The organism is Massilia hydrophila, assembly GCF_020208145.1.
GTDB lineage: Bacteria > Pseudomonadota > Gammaproteobacteria > Burkholderiales > Burkholderiaceae_D > Telluria > Telluria hydrophila.
Genome location: NZ_JAHYBX010000001.1, coordinates 952,890 through 970,540 on the forward strand (window position 1 = coordinate 952,890; position 17,651 = coordinate 970,540).

Consider the following 17,651-nt stretch of genomic DNA (forward strand, 5'->3'; position numbering starts at 1 on the left):
GAACATTCCTCCCGATACTATTGTAAATAGCGTAACAATAGTTGTCGTCGCGCAAACACCCGTATCGTCGCGCTGTGGTCTGCCCGGGCAGCGAGCGCTGCCGGTGGCCGCCGCTGACGCAAGCAGCGGACCAAGCCAGCTCATCGGCCAGGCAATGCTGGAATAGCGCTAACGCTAAGCTAAGGTTAACACTAGCGCGAGGCTTCGCGCGTGCCTTCGCGAACCGCGCTCTGTTGCGCCTTGGCGAACACCGGTCCCCACTGCGGGTGGCCTTCCTCGCCGGCCGCCAGTTCGAATGCGGGATCGAGCCGCAGCGCGCGTTCGAAGGCCTGGCGGCAGGGTGCCGGGCGCTCGGTGACGCAGTAACTGAAGGCCATGTACTTGAGCGCACTGACGCGCCGGCGCACCGGTCCGCTGTTCAGGTCGACCGCATTCAGGCGGCGGATGGCGGCGTCGAACTCGCCTTCGTGGTAGAGCGCGATGCCTTCGCGCAGGGCGGCCTCGTCGCGCTCGGGGGTGGGGCGTTCCTGGCGCTCCTTGCGCTCGGAACGCGGGACCGGGCGGCTGCGTTCGGAACGGCGCGCCACGTCCTCGGCGCGCGGGTGGGGACGCGCCGTCTCGGGTTCGCTTGCCGTTCCGGCGAACGGGGCGCCCAGCTGCGCACAGCCGCCGAGCAGCAGCGCGGCGCCCAGCAGGCCGGCGCGGGCGATGAATGAAGTGGCTGGGGCGTTCAAGGTGCATCCTCCTCGGTAAAGTCCAGTTCGATCACGGGCGATGTACCCTTCACGGCGTTCACCGTGACCGTGTGTTCGGGAAAGCTCGGGTTCAGGATGCGGATGGTGTGTGTCCCAGGCGCCAGCGTCAGCCGCTTGAGCGGCGGACTCGGACCGCGGTTCACGCCATCGACTTCGACCATGCCCCAGGGCTTGATGACCAGCTTGTAGTTGGCGCCATCCGCCGCCGGCACGCTTCCGGCCGCCGCTTCGCCGGCGACCTTGACAGTGTCGGCCTCGGCGGCAGGTGCCGCCGGCGCATCCGCCGCTACCGGCGCGTCCACCGCGGTAGCGGGGGGCGCATCTAGCGGCTGCGCCGGCCCCGCTTGCGGTACGGCGGGCGGGGACATGCCAGGCGCTTCGGTCCGCTCCAGCAGGAAGAACAGGCCGGCCAGCGCGGCCAGCACCACGGCGGCGGTGGCCAGTATCGGCCGGTGCCGCTTCGCGCCTGGCGCGGGCGTGGCTGGCAGCTCCGGTGGGACACCGGATGCCGGCGCCGCCGCAGGCACGGCGCTGTCCGTGGCCGGACCGGCAGCCGCGACACCAGCCGGCTCGGGCAGGGGCACCTGCCCCGATTCCGCCTCCGGCTCCAGCGGCTCGATCATCGGCACCGGGACGGGTGCGCTGCGTGGCACGATGCCGAACAGCGCGCGCAATTGCTCGACATTATGCGGGCGCTGCTGCGGGTCGCGTCCCAGGCAGCGGTCGATGGCGCCCACGAAAGCCGGGCTGTAGCCTTCGCCGGCGCCCAGCACCCGGCCGCGCAGCGGTGCCTCCGGCGGATATTCACGGGTGATGGCGTAGTGGACGATCGCGGCCAGGTCGTGCATGTCGCCCGCCTCCGACCATTCGGCGCCGGTTTCGGAAGACGGCAGCAGCATCGGGTCACCCGAATCGAGCACCTGCACGGTGTCGGGCGTGATGGGACGGTGCGGCAGCCCCATCGCATACTGCAGTTCGAGCGACTGCAACAACTGGCGGATGATGCGCCGGCACCAGACTTCGTTGACGAGTTCCTGGTTGAACTCGACGACTTCGCGTACGGTCCGGCCGTCGGTTTGCAGATACTGGGTTTCGGGTGTGCTGGTCATCATGGCATCGTAGCGTCACGCCGCGCCGCGACACACAGGAGCGTGCCCTGGAGCGGCATTTGTATTTTGACAAATAATGCCAGATTTGCGTCGGCGGGGTCATTGCCGGGTCAAGCGTGCGCCGCTGTTACAAGTCTGTTACAACTCTGCAGGAGCGGCCATCGGCCGCTGCCGTTTCAGACTTCGACGAAACGCATCTTGAAGTAGCGTCCCTTGATGGCGCCGAAGTCCGGACCAGGCGCCTGGCGGTCGCCCAGCCTGGCCACCGCGTCCCGGGCCACGTCGCGTTCGAGCGCCACGTAGCTGGCGAACTCGCCGACATTGATCTTGCCGACCTGGTCCTTGCGCAGCCCCGCGTCGCCGGTCAGCGCCCCCAGGATGTCGCCCGGGCGCAGCTTGGCCTTCTTGCCGCCGGCAATGCACAGCGTCACCATTGGCGCCGGGACGGCGCCGTCGGGATCCTCGCCCAGTTCGTCCAGGCGGTGCCAGTCGGCCGCCGCGTCCTGGTATTCCTCGATCAGGCGCACCCATTTCTTTTCGTTCGGGGCGCACAGGCTCAATGCCAGGCCGGACTCGGTGCCGCGGCCGGTGCGGCCGATGCGGTGCACGTGCACTTCCGGATCCTTCGAGATGTCGGCATTGATGACGGTGTCGAGGTTGGCGATGTCGAGGCCGCGCGCGGCGACGTCGGTGGCCACCAGCACCGAGCAGCTGCGGTTGGCAAACAGCACCAGGATCTCGTCGCGCTCCTGCTGCTCCAGTTCACCGTACAGGGCGAGCGCGGAGAAGCCCTGGGCGCGCAGGTGCTCGGCCAGTTCGCGGCAGTGCACCTTGGTATTGCAGAAGGCGAGGGTGGACACCGGCTGGAAATGCCTGAGCAGGCGCGCTACGGCCTCGTCGCGGCCCTCGAAGCCGATTTCGTAGAAGCGCTGTGCGATCTGCTCGGCCCCGTGCTGGCTCTCGACCGCCACCTCGAGCGGGTCGCGCAGGAAGGCGGCGGTGGCGAAGCGGATGTCGTCCGGATAGGTGGCCGAGAACAGCAGGGTCTGGCGGCGCTGGGGGCAAGCCTTGACGATGCCTTCGATCTCGTCGTAGAAGCCCATGTCGGTCATGCGGTCGGCTTCGTCCAGCACCAGGGTCTGGACGTTCGACAGGTCGAGCGTATTGCGGCCGAGGTGGTCGCGGATGCGGCCCGGGGTGCCGACCACGATGTGGGCGCCGTGCTCGAGCGAGGCGATCTGCGGACGCATGGAGACGCCGCCGGTCAGCGTGAGGATCTTGACGTTGCCGACGCCGCGTGCCAGCCGCCGCAACTCGTTCGCCACCTGGTCGGCCAGCTCGCGGGTAGGGCACAGCACCAGGCCCTGGATCGCGAACCAGGCGGGATTGAGCTTGTGCAGGATGCCGATGCCGAAGGCCGCGGTCTTGCCGCTGCCGGTCTTGGCCTGGGCGATCAGGTCGCGTCCCTCGAGCACGGCCGGCAGGCTCTCGGCCTGGATCGGCGTCATCGCGTGGTAGCCAAGGGTGGCCAGGTTGGCCAGGAAGCGCGGCGCCAGTGCCAGCGAAGTAAAGGATTGGGTCGTCATGGGTAGTCTAGCCTGAAGGCCGGACTAGGTCGGGCCCGGCGCCCAGACCGGCAGGCCGGTCAGGTCAAGTTGGTCGTCGCGGCGCCAGACGGGCAAGCCGGTCGTATCGGTTTCTTCCAGCAGTTCGAGCTGCTCCTGCTTCAGCGAGACCCGGCGCGCACGCGGTCCGCTGCGCTTCGGCTCGACAACGGGTGCGGGCGGGGCTGCCGGTTCGAAACCCGGCAGGTCGATCGTCGCGTTGTCTTTCTTGTCTCTCATCAGCTGTCGCTGCACTGCCTCAGAAAACAAAAGCCCGGCTACAAGAGTCGGGCTTTTGATCGGTATTTGGTTGCGGGGACAGGATTTGAACCTGTGACCTTCGGGTTATGAGCCCGACGAGCTGCCAGACTGCTCCACCCCGCGTCTGAGACAAAGATTATAGCGCGCTTCGCCGGCCGGCGCAATCGCCAATTTCGTGGCGCCGGCCCGCCTGCGCACCTGCCTTGTCATGCAAGCGCGCGCAGGCGCCACAGCGACGTGACTTCGCGCGCCCGCGCCGCGTGCAGCGGGTCGTCCGGGTCGCTGGCCTTGCCGTGGCTGGGACGGACATCATGGCGCGCGAAGACTTCCAGCCCGGCCGCGGCGATCCAGCCGAGCAGCTGGGCGCGCGTGCGCAGGCCGAGGTGCTCGGCCAGGTCGGACAGGATCAGCCAGCCTTCGCCGCCCGTTTCCAGGTGCGCCGCCAGGCCGCCGAGGAAGCCCTTCAGCATGCGGCTGTCGGGATCGTAGATCGCGTATTCGATGGACGAGCTGGGCTTGCCGGGCAGCCAGGGCGGATTGCAGACCACCAGCGGCGCGCGGCCTTCCGGGAACAGGTCGGCCTCGACCACCTCCACCTGCGACGACAGGCCGAGCCGGGCGACGTTTTCGCGCGCGCAGCCGAGCGCGCGCGCATCCATGTCGGTGGCCACCACGCGCGCGATGCCACGCCGGGCCAGCACCGCCGACAGCACGCCGGTGCCGGCGCCGATGTCGAAAGCCAGCCTGGCGCCCGCGGGCAGGGGCGCCTGCGCCACCAGTTCGACGTACTCCCCGCGCACCGGCGAAAACACGCCGTACCAGGGGTGGATGGCGGCATCGAGCGCGGCGATGCGCACGCCCTTGCGGCGCCATTCATGGGCGCCGATCACGCCCAGCAGTTCACGCAGCGAAGCGACATAGGGCGCATCGGCCTGGCCGTAGGCTTCGGTGCAGGCTTCACGCACGTCGGGAGCGCGGCGCAGCGGGATCGTGTGGCCAGGCTCGAAGGGAATCAGGAGCATGGCCAGGGTACGCGCGCGCTGCAGCTGCTGCAATCGGTGGCGGTGGAACAGTTCGGTCGGGGAGGGCTGCGCCAGGGCCGCCTTGCCCGCCTTGGCCCGGCGCGCGCGCGCGCCCTTGTGCTCGACGCGGCGCATCAGCGCGCCCAGCAGCTGGCGCGCGTTCTGGAAGTCGCCGCGCCAGAGCAGGGCGGTGCCGTCCAGCGCCAGGCGGTAGGCGGTGTCGGCGTTCATGGTGTCGTCGGCCACCACCACCTTCTTCGGCGCCGGCCAGCCGCTTTCCGAGCGCCACTGGGCGCGGCGTTCGGCGCCGCCTTCGGACCAGGCGATCTCGCCCACGGGACTGCCCATCAGTGGTGGTGCTGCCAGTTGCCGTCGGTGGACGCGAGGTAGGACTTGACCGCGTCCGGGTTGCCGGTCGCGTGGCGCTTGACTTCGCCGCAGTCGCAGATGCCCTGGTAGGGCTGGATGTGCGAGCAGGCCGAGACCTTCTGCAGGAAGACCTTGACCGGTTTGGCGCACTTGGCGCACTTGAAGGTGAGGATGCGGGCGGGTTTCATGGGATCGAAGAAGCGTGTGCAAAGGGCGCATTGTACAAGGGATTGAGGGCTCAGCGACTGCCGCCCGTGATGCGCGATGCCGGTGCCGGGTAGCGGTAATGGCCTGTCAGCGGCCAGGCGAACAGGCGGTTTTCCATGCGCGTGCCGGCGCCGATGTTGTGGATCACCAATGGCACCCCGGCCGGACTGCGCAGGTCGGCGACCAGGCCGATGTGCGGCAGGCCCGGGGGCACCGTCCAGGTCACGATGTCGCCCGGCGCATAGTCGGCCGGCGTCCGGCTGGGCGGCAGCGACTGCCCGTGGCGCGCGAAAAAGGTCGCCAGGTTCGGCACCCTGCGGTGGTCGATGTTCGGGTCCGGACGCGTCGATCCCCAGCCGGCTGGATGCGGATAGGTCTTCCAGGCCGCCCGCATGTCGCGGTGGACCAGCGCCTGCAGGTCGATGCCGATGCGGCGGAAGGCGCGCACGACGACGTCGGTGCAGACGCCGCGCTCGATCGGCACGTCGCCCCCGGGATAGGCGAGCTGCCGGTAGCTGGGATCGTAGAGCACGGTGACGCCGATCTGCTCCCTGGCCGCCGCCGCCACGTCGGCCGCTGGCGCGGCGCGCGCGGGCAGGACTGCGAAGAAGCCAGGCAAGACGCAAGCCAATACGGAGGTCGAGATGCGGCTTGATACGCGGCTTGATTCGCGGCTTGATACGCAGGTTGGCAAGCCGGTCAATCGGCAGGCGAGCGCCTTGCCGTCGGTTTCACGCTGTGGCGCGCAAGGGCAATCGGAAAATCCAGTGCGCATGAAGAACTCCATCGGAGGCAAATAGCCCAGCATGCACCGGCACCCGCCGGGCTTCTTGAGCGGGCTCAGTGCCTGTCCAGTACGCCTTCCAACGCGGTGTCAGCGCATGTGTCTCATTCGACCACCACCGCGCTGCTGCCGCCGCCGGCCGGGCGCACCAGCACCTTGGTGGCGATGCGCTCCGTCATTTCCTGCACGTGCGAGATCACGCCCACCTTGCGCCCGAGCGACTGCAGCGCGTCCAGCGCATCCATCGCCACGCCGAGGGTGTCGGTATCGAGGCTGCCGAAGCCCTCGTCGATAAACAGCGATTCGACCCGTACCCGATTCGAGGACAAGGAAGCCAGCCCGAGCGCGAGCGCCAGCGAAACCAGGAAGGATTCGCCGCCGGACAGCGAGTTGACCGAGCGTACCTCGCCCCCCATGTCCTGGTCGCGCACCATCAGCGCCAGCGAGGGCGCGCCATTGTGGCTGACGCGCTCGAGGCGGTAGCGCCGCGCCAGCTGCCCCAGGTGGGCATTGGCGTAGCCGAGCAGCACGTCGAGCGTGAACTGCTGCGCATAGTTGCGGAAGCGCTTGCCGTCGCTGGAACCGATCAGCTCGGACAGCTTGCCCCAACGCTGTTCTTCAAGCTGTTGGCGCTCCAGGTCCGCCAGCGCCGCCTGGGATTGCACCCGGCGGGTGTCGTCCTGCGCGGCGCGCATGCGCAGCTCGGTGGCCAGGTCGTGCGCCGCGCGCCGTTCGGCCGTCAGGGCTTCGAAGGCCGCGGCCACCGTGTCCGCGCTCAGGCCGCTTTCAGGCCGGGCTTCCTCGTGCAGCACGCGCTGGGCGCTGCGCTCGGCCAGCACGGCCCCTGCGCCCGCCACCTGGGCATCGAGCGCGCCGAGGGCGGCGCGTTCCTGGGCCAGCCAGGCGGCGCCGACCGCCAGCAGGCGGTCGAGCTCGGCGGTATCCTCGACCGGGTCGAGGCCCTCCACGAAGGACGACCTGCGATAGTCTTCCAGCCATTCGGCCAGTACCGCCGCCGCCTTTGCGCCGGCGCTGTCGAGTGCGGAGATCTGCCCCGCCAGTTGCGCCAGCGCGCTGCGGGCGCTGGCTTCGCGCTCGGCCGCCCCGCTGGCGGCTTGCTGGCGTGCCGACAGCTGGCGCCGCGCGGACTCGACGGCGCCCTGCAGTTCCTGCTCGACCTCGGACACGGCGCGCCCTCCCCACAGGGCGGCACGTTGCACGCGCCGCTCGGCCAGCTCGGTATCGATGCGCTTGAATTCCGCGGCCACGCCAGCGCCATGGCGGTCGGCCTGGGCGATGCGGGCAGCGGCGCCGGCCACTTCGGCCTCCAGCGTGGCGGCGGCCGCCGCGCTGCGCGAAAGCAGCGCGGTCTGTTCCTGCCACTCGCTCGCTTGCTGCGCGCGCGCGGCGCGCCAGCCGGCCGGCTCGCGCCGCCAGCCGTCCTGCCAGCCGTCGCCACAGGCGCTGGCCAGCACCGGATCGAGTTCGGACAGCAGCGCCGCCAGCTGGGCGGTGGCCGCTTCCTGTCGTACCGCGGCCGCGCGCAGCTCGGCCTGCAGGCGCGCGCCGTTCTCGCGTGCGCCATCGGCCGCCTGGCGCAGGGCCGCATGCTCGTGCTGGGCCTTGTCGTAGGCGAGCTGGGCGGCGTCGCGAGCGGCCGCGGCGCGGCGCAGGGCGCCGGCGCGGGCGTCCAGCGCCGCCTGCGCCCCGCGCAGCGTTTCCCGGCTCTCGGCCAGCCAGCTTGCGCGCAGGGCCGGCTCGGGCGCTTGCGCGGCCAGCGGCTGCGCCGTCCATTCGGCCTCGAGTTCGCCCAGCAGCCTTGCCAGGCCGGCACGTTCGCGCTGGAGTCCGGCCAGGCGCTCGCTGGCGGCAGCCAGCGTGGCGGCCTGGGCCGCGACCTGCGCTTCGTTCTCGCGCAGGCGCGCGCGGCAGTCGGCGACCTCGGTGCGCAGCGTCGCCAGCATGTTGCGCAACAGGTCTTCGCGTCCATGGTCGCGGTAGGGATGCTGGTCCGAACCGCAGACCGGGCACGGGTGGTCTTGTAGCAGGGAAGAGCGCAGTTGCTCCACCCCGGCGGCGCACGCCAGCTCGGCGGCGGCCAGCGATTTCTCGGCCTGTTGCGCGGCCGCTTCCAGGCTGGGCGCCGCGGCGCGCGCCCCGTCCAGCAGCAGGGCGGCGCCGGCGCGGGCCGTGTCCACGCGGTCCAGTTCGCCCGCGGTGTCGGCATGCTCCTGGCGCGTGGTGACGAGCGCGGTCCAGGCCCGTTCCGCCGCGGCCAGCTGCTCGCGGCGCGCATCCAGCGCCTGGCGTTCGCTGTCAAGCGCCTGCGGGTCGGCCGCTTCGAGCGCGGCCATGGCATCGCGGCGCGCGGCGTCGAGCGCGGCGAGACGGGTGCCGGCATCCGCCAGCGCCAGACTGGCGGCCTGTTCGCGCGCGGCCGCCTCCTGCGCCTGGCGGCCGGCGCCGGCCAGCGCGGCGGCGGCGGCCGTTTCGGCGGCCACTGCGTCCGCGGCACGGGCCAGCAAGCCATCCCAGCGCGGCCACTGGAGTGCCATCGGCTCCAGCCGGGCGTGCGCCGCGAGCCAGGCCGTGGCGCGCTCGCGCTGGCCGCGCGCGGCATCGTGTTCCACGGTCTTGGCGCCGTGCAGGGCGCGCGCCTGGCGCGCTTCCTGGCGCGCGGCCTCGAGCGCGGCGCTGGCTTGGGCATGGGAGGGTGCCAGCGCCCCAATCGCGGCGTCGAGCGCCTTGGCGCCGTCGAGCAGGGGGGCCGCCGCGCGCAACGCGCCTTCGGCCGCGTCCAGCGCCGACTGCGCGGCGCCGGCGTCGAGTTCGGCCTGGCGGCGCGCGTCGAGCGCCGTGGCCAGCGCCGCTTCGCGCGCCGCGCTTGAAGCCAGCGCCGCCTTGTGCTCTTCGCGCAGGCGCCCGACGTCCGCGGCCAGCGGCCGCGCGGGCTGCACCGCATCCAGCGTCGCCAAGCGCTGGCGCCGGCCCGCCGCCTCCAGCTGGGCCGCCTGCGCCGCCGCCAGCGCCGTGCGCGCCTGGTCTTCGCTGCGCTCCAGCTTGGCGGCCTCCTGGTGCCAGCGCAATTCGCCTTCGAGGGCGGAGCGGCGCGCGTCCACCGCCTCCAGCGCCAGTTCGGCGTTCACCCGTTCGGCGTCGAGCTTTTGCCGCTCGTCGGGCGCCAGCGGGGCCTGGCTGGCCAGCTGCGCAGCCAGGTTGCGGGTACGCTCCTGCTCGGCGCGGTAGCGCTCGAACGCACGCCGCGAGATGTCGCTGTAGATGGTGGTGCCGGTCAGGGTCTCGAGCAGTTCGCCGCGTTCGTTCTCGTCGGTCTTGAGGAAGGCGGAAAACTCGTTCTGCGCCAGCAACACCGCGCGCGTAAACTGTTCGAAGGACAGGCCGATGCGCTGCACGATTTCCTGCGCCACCTCGGTCTTGGTGCCCCCCAGGGCCGCCAGTTCCGGCAGCCGGTGCAGCGTCATCTTCGAGGGCTGCAGGGCGCCACCCGGCTTGCCGTAGGCGCGCCGCACGCTCCAGCGGGCGCGGTAGCGCTGCTCGTCGTTGCCGGCGAAGTCGACCTCGGCCCAGGCTTCGGCGGCGCCGCGCCGCAGCAGGGTGCGCGGATCGAGCGCCGACACGGTATCGCCGCCGACGTCGGGCAACTGGCTACCGGCGCGCTTGAGCAGGCGCGGCGTGGCGTCGTACAGGGCCAGGCACAGGGCGTCGAGCAGGGTGCTCTTGCCGGCCCCGGTCGGGCCGCTGATGGCGAACAGGCCGCTCGAGGCGAGCGGTTCGGTTTCGAAATCGACCTGGAATTCGGCGGCCAGCGAAGCCAGGTTCTTGCCGCTGATGCGCAGGATCTTCATGCCGCGTCTCCGCCCAGGGACAGGGTCAGCTCGGCGAAGGCGGCGAGCTGCTCGGGTGGCGCCTCGCCGCCGTAGCGCTGGGTCCAGAGGCGGCGGAAGATGTCGTCCGGCTGCAGCTGGGCCAACTGGTCGAGGCTCAGGGCTTCGCCCGCACTGTCGGGCGCGGCGTGGCGCCGGGTGGGCTCGATCTTGGCCAGGCGCACCGGCTTGCCCTCGAGCGCCGCCTCGATGCGGCTGCGCAGGCCCGGCTCGGGACCGTCGAGCAAGACCCGTACCTCGAGGAAGGGCTGCTGTGGCGGTGCCGCGTCGGGCAGCTCGAGTGCTTCGAGCGCCGCCAGTACTTCGTCCAGCGGCGCCGGCCGGGCCGGCACGCGCAGCAGCTGCACGGCGCGCGGCACCGGCAGCGGTGTCACCGAGGTCGCCTGCCGGCCTTCGAGCTCGACGCACAGCACCTGGTGCTGGTAGCCGACTTCGGAAAAGGACAGCGGCAGCGGGCTGCCGCAATAACGCCGGCGCTCGTGGCCGCCGACACGCTGGGCCAGGTGCAGGTGCCCCAGCGCCACGTAGGCCAGGTCCGGGTCGAACATCGAGGCCGGCAGGGCCTCGGTGCCGCCGATCACGATGCGGCGCTCGGAGTCCTGGGACGACTGGCCGTCCACCATGTGGCAGTGGCCCATGGCAATGATCGCCTGGTCGGCGCCGCAGCGCGCGCGCGCCAGGGCGTAGGCCTGGCGGTAGAGCAGGGCGCTACCGTGCAGGTAAGGGTCGTGTGCGGCTTCGGCAGCGGTGCCAGGTTCCTGCTGCGCCGGTGCGCGCGGCAGGTCGCCAGGACGCAGGAAGGGCACGGCCAGGCACCAGGCCGCCACCTGCCCGTCGCGCCCGCGCAGTGGCACCAGCAGGCGCTCGAGATCGATGGCGCCCTCCGGCGTGCGTCCGACATTGCCGACCACCACGGTGCCGTGGGCTTCCAGCAGCGGGGTCGGCGCCTCCAGCCGGCCGGGCGAATCGTGGTTGCCGGCAATGACCACCACCTGCAGGTGCGGCACCCGGGCCTTGGCCCGCTGCAGGAAACGGTACAGCTGGCGGTGCGCGGCGGCCGAAGGGTTGGCATTGTCGAAGATGTCGCCGGCGATCAGCAGCACATCGATGCGTTCGCGCGCGAGCGTCTCCACCAGCCAGTCCAGGAAGCAGCCGTGCTCGTAGCTGCGGTCGTAGTTGTGCAGGGTCTGGCCGAGGTGCCAGTCGGAAGTATGGAGCAGCCGCATAGGAGTGACATGTTGGATTCGTGGCAACGAAGCAACTATAGCGCAGACTCGCCGGAGTGCCCAGGAAAAGACTGTGTTTTTTTACAGTAGTATCGGTTTGCTATTAGAATAAAAGCATGAGCGAAATCAATCGTGGCAATGCGTTCGAACTGAGCATCGGGGCCGCGCGCGCCCTGCACCTGGCCGCCCAGGACATGCTGGCACCGCGCCGCCGGCGCGCGGCCAAGGCCGACGTGCTGGCGGCGATCCGCCGCATGGGCATGTTGCAGATCGACACCATCAGCGTCGTCGCGCGCAGCCCCTACCTGGTGCTGTGGAGCCGCTTGGGCGACTACCAGCCGGCCTGGCTCGACGAACTGCTGGCCGAGGGTGCGCTGTTCGAATACTGGGCGCACGAAGCCTGTTTCCTGCCGATCGAGGACTATGGCCTGTATCGCCACCGCATGCTCGATCCGGAAGCCCTGGGCTGGAAGTATTCGGCCAACTGGATGCGCGAGCGCGCCGCCGAGGCCGCAGCGCTGCTGGAACGGGTGCGCCGGCAAGGGCCGGTGCGGGCCGCCGATTTCGCGCGCAGCGACGGCAAGGCCGGCGGCTGGTGGGAATGGAAGCCCGAGAAGCGTACGCTGGAAGCGCTGTTCACCGCCGGCCAGCTGATGATCGCACGGCGCCACAACTTCCAGCGCATCTACGACCTTGCCGAGCGCGTCCATCCGGTCTGGCACGACAGCCAGATGCCGTCCATCGAGGAAGTGCGGCGCCGCTTCGTGCTGCACACGGTGCGCGCGCTCGGGCTGGCCAGGGCAGCCTGGATTCCCGACTACCACCGCAGCCGGCGCCCGCATCCGGATCCGGATGCGCTGGTCGAGCAGGGACTGCTGCTGCGCGGCCGGGTCGCCGGCTGGGACGAACCGGTCTATATCCATCCGGACCATGCGACACTGGCGCGCCAGGCCATGGCCGGCGCGCTGGCGCCACGCCTGACGACGCTGCTCTCGCCCTTCGATCCGATCGTCTGGGACCGCCGCCGCGCGCTCGAGCTGTTCGGCTTCGACTACCGCCTGGAGTGCTATACCCCGGCCGCGCAGCGGCGCTACGGCTATTTCACGCTACCCATCCTGCACCGCGGGGGCCTGGTGGGGCGGGTCGATGCCAAGGCGCACCGCAAGGAAGGGCTGTTCGAACTGCGCAGCATCCACCTGGAACCCGGGGCGCGCACCAGCGCGCGCCTGGTGGCGGACGTGGCCGGCGCGCTGCGGCGCTGTGCGCAGTGGCACGGCTGCCCGCGGATCAGCCTGGTGTTCAGCGAGCCGCAGGCCTTCGGAACGGCGCTGCGTGCGGCGCTGGCGGCGCCGGCTGACGGGGTGGCGCGGCCTTGAGCGCATTTTCGGATTCTAAAAACTCGCCAATGTCCACCACGGCGGGCTTGCGCCATCTCAAACCCGCGCCGGGGTAGCTCTCTACACTACGAGTTCCCCGAGGCCGGCGACAACAACAAGCACAGCCGCCCGATCCCAACAAAAACGCTTCCCAGCCAACATTGCGGCCGGCCGCAAGGCCGTGCCCCCGCGGCCGGCCTTTGCCGACCGCGCCTGCGCTGGCGCAGCCATTCCAGGAGGAGACACCGTGCTGACATCCACCTACACCCTGGTCGTGCTATCCATCGAGCAGGCCAGCGCCCGCGTCGGCCTGCAAGCGCTGCTCGAGCGCTGGCAGCCTGACAGGGGGAGCGCCGAGACCGCCCACGCTTGCGCCGCCCTCGGCGCCGCCTTCGACAGCTGCTATTGGCGCAAGCTCGACCGCTATGTGCTGCCGGCCCTGCGTTGCACCGGCGTGGCGCCCGGCTTGCTGGCCGAACTCGATGTGCTGCGGCTGGCGGCGATCGAAGCGCGCGCCGACGTGCATGCGGCCGCCGCCGTGCAGGATCCCGGCTTTGGGGCCGCGCTCGCGCGCTGCTGCAGCTTGCTGCTCGAACGCCTGGACCGCGAGGAGCGCGAGCTGTTCCCGCTGGCCCGCACCCAGGTTCCCGTCGAAGCCTGGTTCGCGATCGCCAACCAGATGCTGGCGCAGGAGGCCCGGCAAAGCGAGGAACGCGGCAGCGGGCCGCCGACATTGGACGCTTCGGCCAGAAATTTCCCCCCGAAACGCCCGCTTGCCGCGCCCGCGCAGTGCGCCTCCCATTGAAGGCAGGGAAGCGGCGCGCCGGACGGGCGCCCCCATGGTTCTTTGCTATGATGGGGGTTTTGGAAGTGCGATTTCATCATGTTCGAATTCCTTTTCAAGCGGCAGGGCGGCGACAAGCCGGCCGGTGCCAGTGGCGCGCAGCCGGAGGCCCAGCCGGCCCAGGATGCCGGCGCACCGGGCCCGCGCGAGCGGCAGGCCGAACAGCTCAGGCAACTGGATGGCGACGAGGAAGCGGCCGTCGCCTTCATCCTGTCTTCCGAATTTTCCGAGCTGCGCCTGGCGGCGGCCGAACAGGTCCATAGCCGGCCGCAACTCGAGCGCGTGCACGCGGCGATGCGCAATACCGATCGCCGGGTCGCCAAGCTGATGCAGTCGCGCCTCGATGCGATCCGCCACCACGAAGCCGAGCTGCGGCGCGGCAAGGAAACACTGGCACAGGCCCGGTCCATGCTGGACGACGCCCTCCTGACCCCCAACCACGTCGCCGAACTCGACCGCAAATGGGCTGTCATCCGCGCGCCCGAACTGGCGCCGGAATTCGATACCGTGCGCGCCGAACTCGGCAGGCGCCTGGAAGACCAGGTGCAGCTGCAGCGCGCCATGATCGATCGCCTGGGGGCGCTGCGCGCCCTGGGCTCCGCCGGGCTGGACGCGGCCACCCTGGGCGAACGCCTGGCCGCCCTGGCGCGCGACCAGGACGCGGCGCTGCTGGCGCCAGGGCAAGCCTCCTTGCCGCGCGCGCTGGTGGCCGAATTCGCCGCCGAGCTGGCGCGCCTGGGCGCCAGCCTGGCCACCCTCGAGCAGGACCGGGCCGCACTGGCCGCGCGCGAGGCCATGCTGGCCGGGTGGGAAGCCCGGCCGGCCGGCGAACTGAAGGCCGACGCGCTGCGCAAGGAATGGCGCGCGCTGCCGGCCCTGGCGTCGGATGGGACCGGACTGCAGCGCCGTTTCGAAACATTGCTGGCCAGCCTGCCACAGGAGGCTTCCGCCGAAGGGCGCAAGTCCAAGACGCAGACGGAGACGCAGTTGCAGCAGCCGCAGGCGCAGGCGCAGGCGCAGGCGGCCCCTGAAGCGCAGGGTGCCGGCGCCGCGGCGGCGTCCAGGTCCCGGGCGCCGGTCCGGGGCGCCGACCAGCACTTCCTCGACCGGCTCGACGCCATGGAAGCAGCGTTGCAGCATGGCTCGCTCGGCACCGCCGCCGAGCTCGACAAGTCGCTGAAGGATAGCAAGGACAAGGGCATGCGCCTGACGCCGGCCGAGACCGAGCGCCTGAACCATGTACGGGCTGAATTCAAGCGCTTGTCGGACTGGGCGCGCTGGGGCGGCAACGTATCGCGCGAGGAACTGATCAAGGCGGTCGAGGCACTGCAGACCCAGAACCTGGCGATGGGCGAACGGGCGCGCAAGGTGGGCAGCATGCGCGAGCGCTGGAAGGCGCTCGACAGCCTGTCCGGCGCCGCGCCGCGTGCGTTGTGGGAACGCTTCGACACCGCCTGCACCGCCGCCTATGCGCCGGCCGCGGCCCACTTCCGCCACTTGGCCGACGAGCGCCACGCGAACGCCGCGCGTGCCCAGGCCCTGGTGGACGAGGCGCAGGCCGAGATCGCGCGCCTGGAATCGGGCGAGGCCGACTGGAAGCACGTGTCGGGCACGGTGCAGCGCCTGCGCAGCGCCTGGAGCCACCTCGGCCCGATCGATCGCAAGGACAAGAAACGCCTCGACACCCTGTTCGGCGCGACGCTCAACACCCTGCAGCGCCCGCTGGAAGAGCAGCGCAAGGACGAGATGGCGGTGCGCGAAGCGCTGATCGAGGAAGCGCTGGCGCTCGACCCGCATGGGCGCCATGCGGTGGACGCCTTGCGCGCGCTGCAGGCGCGCTGGCAGGAACATGCGCGCGCGCTGCCGCTCGAACGCAAGGCCGAGCAGGCACTGTGGCAGCGCTTCCGCGCCGCCTGCGACGCCCTGTTCGCGCAGCGCAAGGAGCATGCCCACGCGGCCGATGCCGAGCGCCTTGCGCATGAAGCGGCCAAGGAGGCCCTGTGTTTGCGCCTGGAAGCCGCCGCACCCGAGGCGACGCCGGCCAGCGCCGGCAGGCTGCTGCGCGAAGCGGCCGCCGAGTGGGGCGCGATCGGTCCGGTGCCGCGCGCCCACGAAGCGCGCATCGACAAGCGCTACCACGCCGCCCTGGCGGCGGTGCAGCACCATGCCGAGGTGGCGCGGCGCGCCGCCGGACTGGCCCTGGCGGGCGCGGTGCGCGACAAGCTGCGCCTGGTGCTGGCACTGGAGGCGGCGCTGCGCAATCCGGAAGCGCATACCAGCGCCGCCGACTGGCGCGCCCGCTGGGAGGCACTGCTGCCGCTCGACGCCCCCTACGAGGGGGCGCTGCACGGCCGCTTCGAGGCGGGCCTGGCTGCGCTCGACGGCGAGCAGACCGCGCGCGCCGCCCATGTGGCGCAGCTGGAAACGAACCGCGAGCAGCTGCTGCACGAACTGCTGCGCCTGGAGATCGCGGCCGGCATCGACAGCGGCGCCGAATTCGCGCGCGAGCGTCTGAAGCTGCAGGTCGAGGTGCTGCAGAGTTCGCTGCAGTCCGGCCACAAGGCCGGGCATGGGGGGCATGGCGCCCGGGCCGGCGGCCAGGCCGGCTTGCCGGCACTGCTGGCGATGCCGGCCCTGGCCGACACCCGCACCGAGACCCGTATCGAACAGTTATTGCTGCGCCACGCGAAGGAGGGCAAGTGAACGATTTCCCGGAGAGTCCTGACGCCGCTTCCACCCTGATCCGGGTGCAGGAAGCCGATTTCGACCTGGGCCGTGAGCTGGCCGCCCTGCGCGCCGGCGACGGCCGGGTCGGCGCCGTGGTCAGCTTCGTCGGTACCGTGCGCGACCTGAACGAGGGCGCCCAGGTGTCTGAAATGGAGCTCGAGCACTATCCGGGCATGACGGAACGCGCCCTGGAAGACATCGTCGGCCAGGCCCGGGCGCGCTGGCCGCTGTACGGGGTCGTGGTCATCCACCGCGTCGGACCGCTCCAGCCGCTCGACCAGATCGTGCTGGTGGCCTGCGCGGCGGCCCATCGCGGCGAAGCCTTCGCCGCCTGCGAGTTCATCATGGACTACCTGAAGACCGACGCCCCCTTCTGGAAGAAGGAACAGACGCCGGACGGGGCGCGCTGGGTCGATGCGCGTGCCAGCGACGATTCCGCCAAGCGCAAGTGGATGGCAGTGGAGCCCCATCCTTGAGCTGGCTGGCAGTCGGCCTGGGGGCGGCGCTCGGCGCCTGGCTGCGCTGGGGACTCGGTCTCTGGCTGGGCGCCCAGCACGCGCAGCTGCAGATCGGCACGCTGGCGGCCAACCTGCTCGGCGGCTACCTGGTCGGGCTGGCGCTGGGTTTCTTCAGCGCTCACCCGCAGATCCCGCCTGAATGGCGCCTGTTCGCCATCACCGGCTTCCTCGGCGGCCTGACCACGTTTTCCAGTTTTTCCGGCGAATCCGTGCTGCTGCTCGAGCGCGGCGAACTCGGCTGGGCGCTGGCGCACACCCTGCTGCACCTGGTGGGCTCCTTGCTGCTATGTGCAGCCGGCTTCGCTACCTGGCGCGCCCTGCGCGGCTAGCGGTATCGGGAGCGGATACCTTTGCATAGCTCAATGGCGGGCGGCCCCGGGCGTGATAAGTTCGCGTCTAGTTTTGCCCCTTCTCCATTAATTTGAGGAAATAGCCATGCAAACTCAACGTCCGACCGCCGCCTTCATTGGCGCCTCCTGGGGTGCGCTGCTGGCCGGTGGCTGCGCTTTCCTGGCGGGACTGTGGAATGCCGAGATGCAGTTGAACGAAAAGGGCTACTACCTGACCCTGCTGCTGTACGGCCTGTTCGCCGCCGTGTCGCTGCAGAAGACCGTGCGCGACCGGGCCGAAGGCGTGGCGGTCACCACGATGTATGTGGGCCTGTGCTGGATCTCGCTGCTGGCGGCCCTCCTGCTGCTCACGGTCGGCCTGTGGAACGCGACCCTGGCGCCGAGCGAGAAGGGCTTCTATGCCATGTCTTTCGTGCTGAGCCTGTTCGCGGTGGTGGCGGTGCAGAAGAACGTGCGCGACGTGCGCGCCATCGAGGATGCGCCGCGCCGGGTGAGCGAATGAGCGAATGAGCGCATGCGCCGCTGCGGCGGCGCCCGGGGTGTTGCACATCTTGAAAAGCGCCGGATCACCCCTATGTTGCTCCTCAGTTAGGA

General features: G+C 70.7%; 15 protein-coding genes and 1 tRNA gene. 6 read left to right on the forward strand and 10 right to left on the reverse strand.

The annotated features are described in order from the left end of the window. Positions 1–191: 191 nt before the first annotated feature. The 10 genes from LE190_RS04380 to LE190_RS04425 form a co-directional block, all read right to left on the reverse strand. Positions 192–734, reverse strand: a complete 543-nt coding sequence (locus LE190_RS04380) for a TssQ family T6SS-associated lipoprotein (RefSeq protein ID WP_225237546.1) — start codon at positions 732–734, stop codon at positions 192–194. Continuing rightward, entirely contained in the window at positions 731–1,864 is a 1,134-nt protein-coding gene (locus LE190_RS04385) for a serine/threonine-protein kinase (RefSeq protein ID WP_225237547.1), read from the reverse strand. Before LE190_RS04385 ends, LE190_RS04380 begins: the two co-directional genes overlap by 4 nt. Before the next feature lie 176 nt (positions 1,865–2,040). Beyond that, entirely contained in the window at positions 2,041–3,450 is a 1,410-nt protein-coding gene (gene dbpA / locus LE190_RS04390; RefSeq protein ID WP_225237548.1) for an ATP-dependent RNA helicase DbpA, read from the reverse strand. A gap of 24 nt (positions 3,451–3,474) precedes the next feature. Further along, positions 3,475–3,708, reverse strand: coding sequence for a hypothetical protein (locus LE190_RS04395; protein WP_225237549.1), 234 nt, complete (start codon positions 3,706–3,708; stop codon positions 3,475–3,477). 67 nt (positions 3,709–3,775) lie between these two features. Next, positions 3,776–3,852: transfer RNA gene (locus LE190_RS04400), tRNA-Met, on the reverse strand. Between the two features lie 83 nt (positions 3,853–3,935). After that, positions 3,936–5,099: a methyltransferase gene (locus tag LE190_RS04405; RefSeq protein ID WP_225237550.1), complete on the reverse strand. Its 1,164-nt coding sequence runs from the start codon at positions 5,097–5,099 to the stop codon at positions 3,936–3,938. Next, positions 5,099–5,308, reverse strand: a complete 210-nt coding sequence (locus LE190_RS04410) for a hypothetical protein (protein ID WP_224948109.1) — start codon at positions 5,306–5,308, stop codon at positions 5,099–5,101. The genes LE190_RS04405 and LE190_RS04410 overlap by 1 nt, the downstream gene beginning before the upstream one ends. Before the next feature lie 50 nt (positions 5,309–5,358). Then, entirely contained in the window at positions 5,359–5,946 is a 588-nt protein-coding gene (locus LE190_RS04415) for a DUF1287 domain-containing protein (RefSeq protein ID WP_225237551.1), read from the reverse strand. A gap of 269 nt (positions 5,947–6,215) precedes the next feature. Next, positions 6,216–9,977, reverse strand: a complete 3,762-nt coding sequence (locus LE190_RS04420; RefSeq protein WP_225237552.1) for an AAA family ATPase — start codon at positions 9,975–9,977, stop codon at positions 6,216–6,218. Then, positions 9,974–11,242, reverse strand: a complete 1,269-nt coding sequence (locus tag LE190_RS04425; protein WP_225237553.1) for an exonuclease SbcCD subunit D C-terminal domain-containing protein — start codon at positions 11,240–11,242, stop codon at positions 9,974–9,976. Before LE190_RS04425 ends, LE190_RS04420 begins: the two co-directional genes overlap by 4 nt. Positions 11,243–11,358: 116 nt before the next feature. Between LE190_RS04425 and LE190_RS04430 the strand changes: the two genes are divergently transcribed. From LE190_RS04430 to yiaA, 6 genes are all read left to right on the forward strand, one after another. After that, a complete protein-coding gene (locus LE190_RS04430; protein WP_225237554.1) occupies positions 11,359–12,618 on the forward strand; it encodes a winged helix-turn-helix domain-containing protein in 1,260 nt (419 codons plus the stop codon). A gap of 247 nt (positions 12,619–12,865) precedes the next feature. Next, a complete protein-coding gene (locus LE190_RS04435) occupies positions 12,866–13,423 on the forward strand; it encodes a hypothetical protein (protein ID WP_225237555.1) in 558 nt (185 codons plus the stop codon). 78 nt (positions 13,424–13,501) lie between these two features. Then, entirely contained in the window at positions 13,502–16,165 is a 2,664-nt protein-coding gene (locus LE190_RS04440; RefSeq protein ID WP_225237556.1) for a DUF349 domain-containing protein, read from the forward strand. Next, complete coding sequence (moaE, locus tag LE190_RS04445; RefSeq protein ID WP_225237557.1) at positions 16,162–16,665, forward strand: molybdopterin synthase catalytic subunit MoaE; 504 nt, start codon at positions 16,162–16,164, stop codon at positions 16,663–16,665. Before LE190_RS04440 ends, moaE begins: the two co-directional genes overlap by 4 nt. Continuing rightward, complete coding sequence (gene crcB, locus LE190_RS04450) at positions 16,662–17,036, forward strand: fluoride efflux transporter CrcB (RefSeq protein ID WP_224948117.1); 375 nt, start codon at positions 16,662–16,664, stop codon at positions 17,034–17,036. The genes moaE and crcB overlap by 4 nt, the downstream gene beginning before the upstream one ends. A gap of 106 nt (positions 17,037–17,142) precedes the next feature. Continuing rightward, entirely contained in the window at positions 17,143–17,559 is a 417-nt protein-coding gene (gene yiaA, locus LE190_RS04455) for an inner membrane protein YiaA (protein WP_225237558.1), read from the forward strand. Positions 17,560–17,651 lie beyond the last annotated feature (92 nt).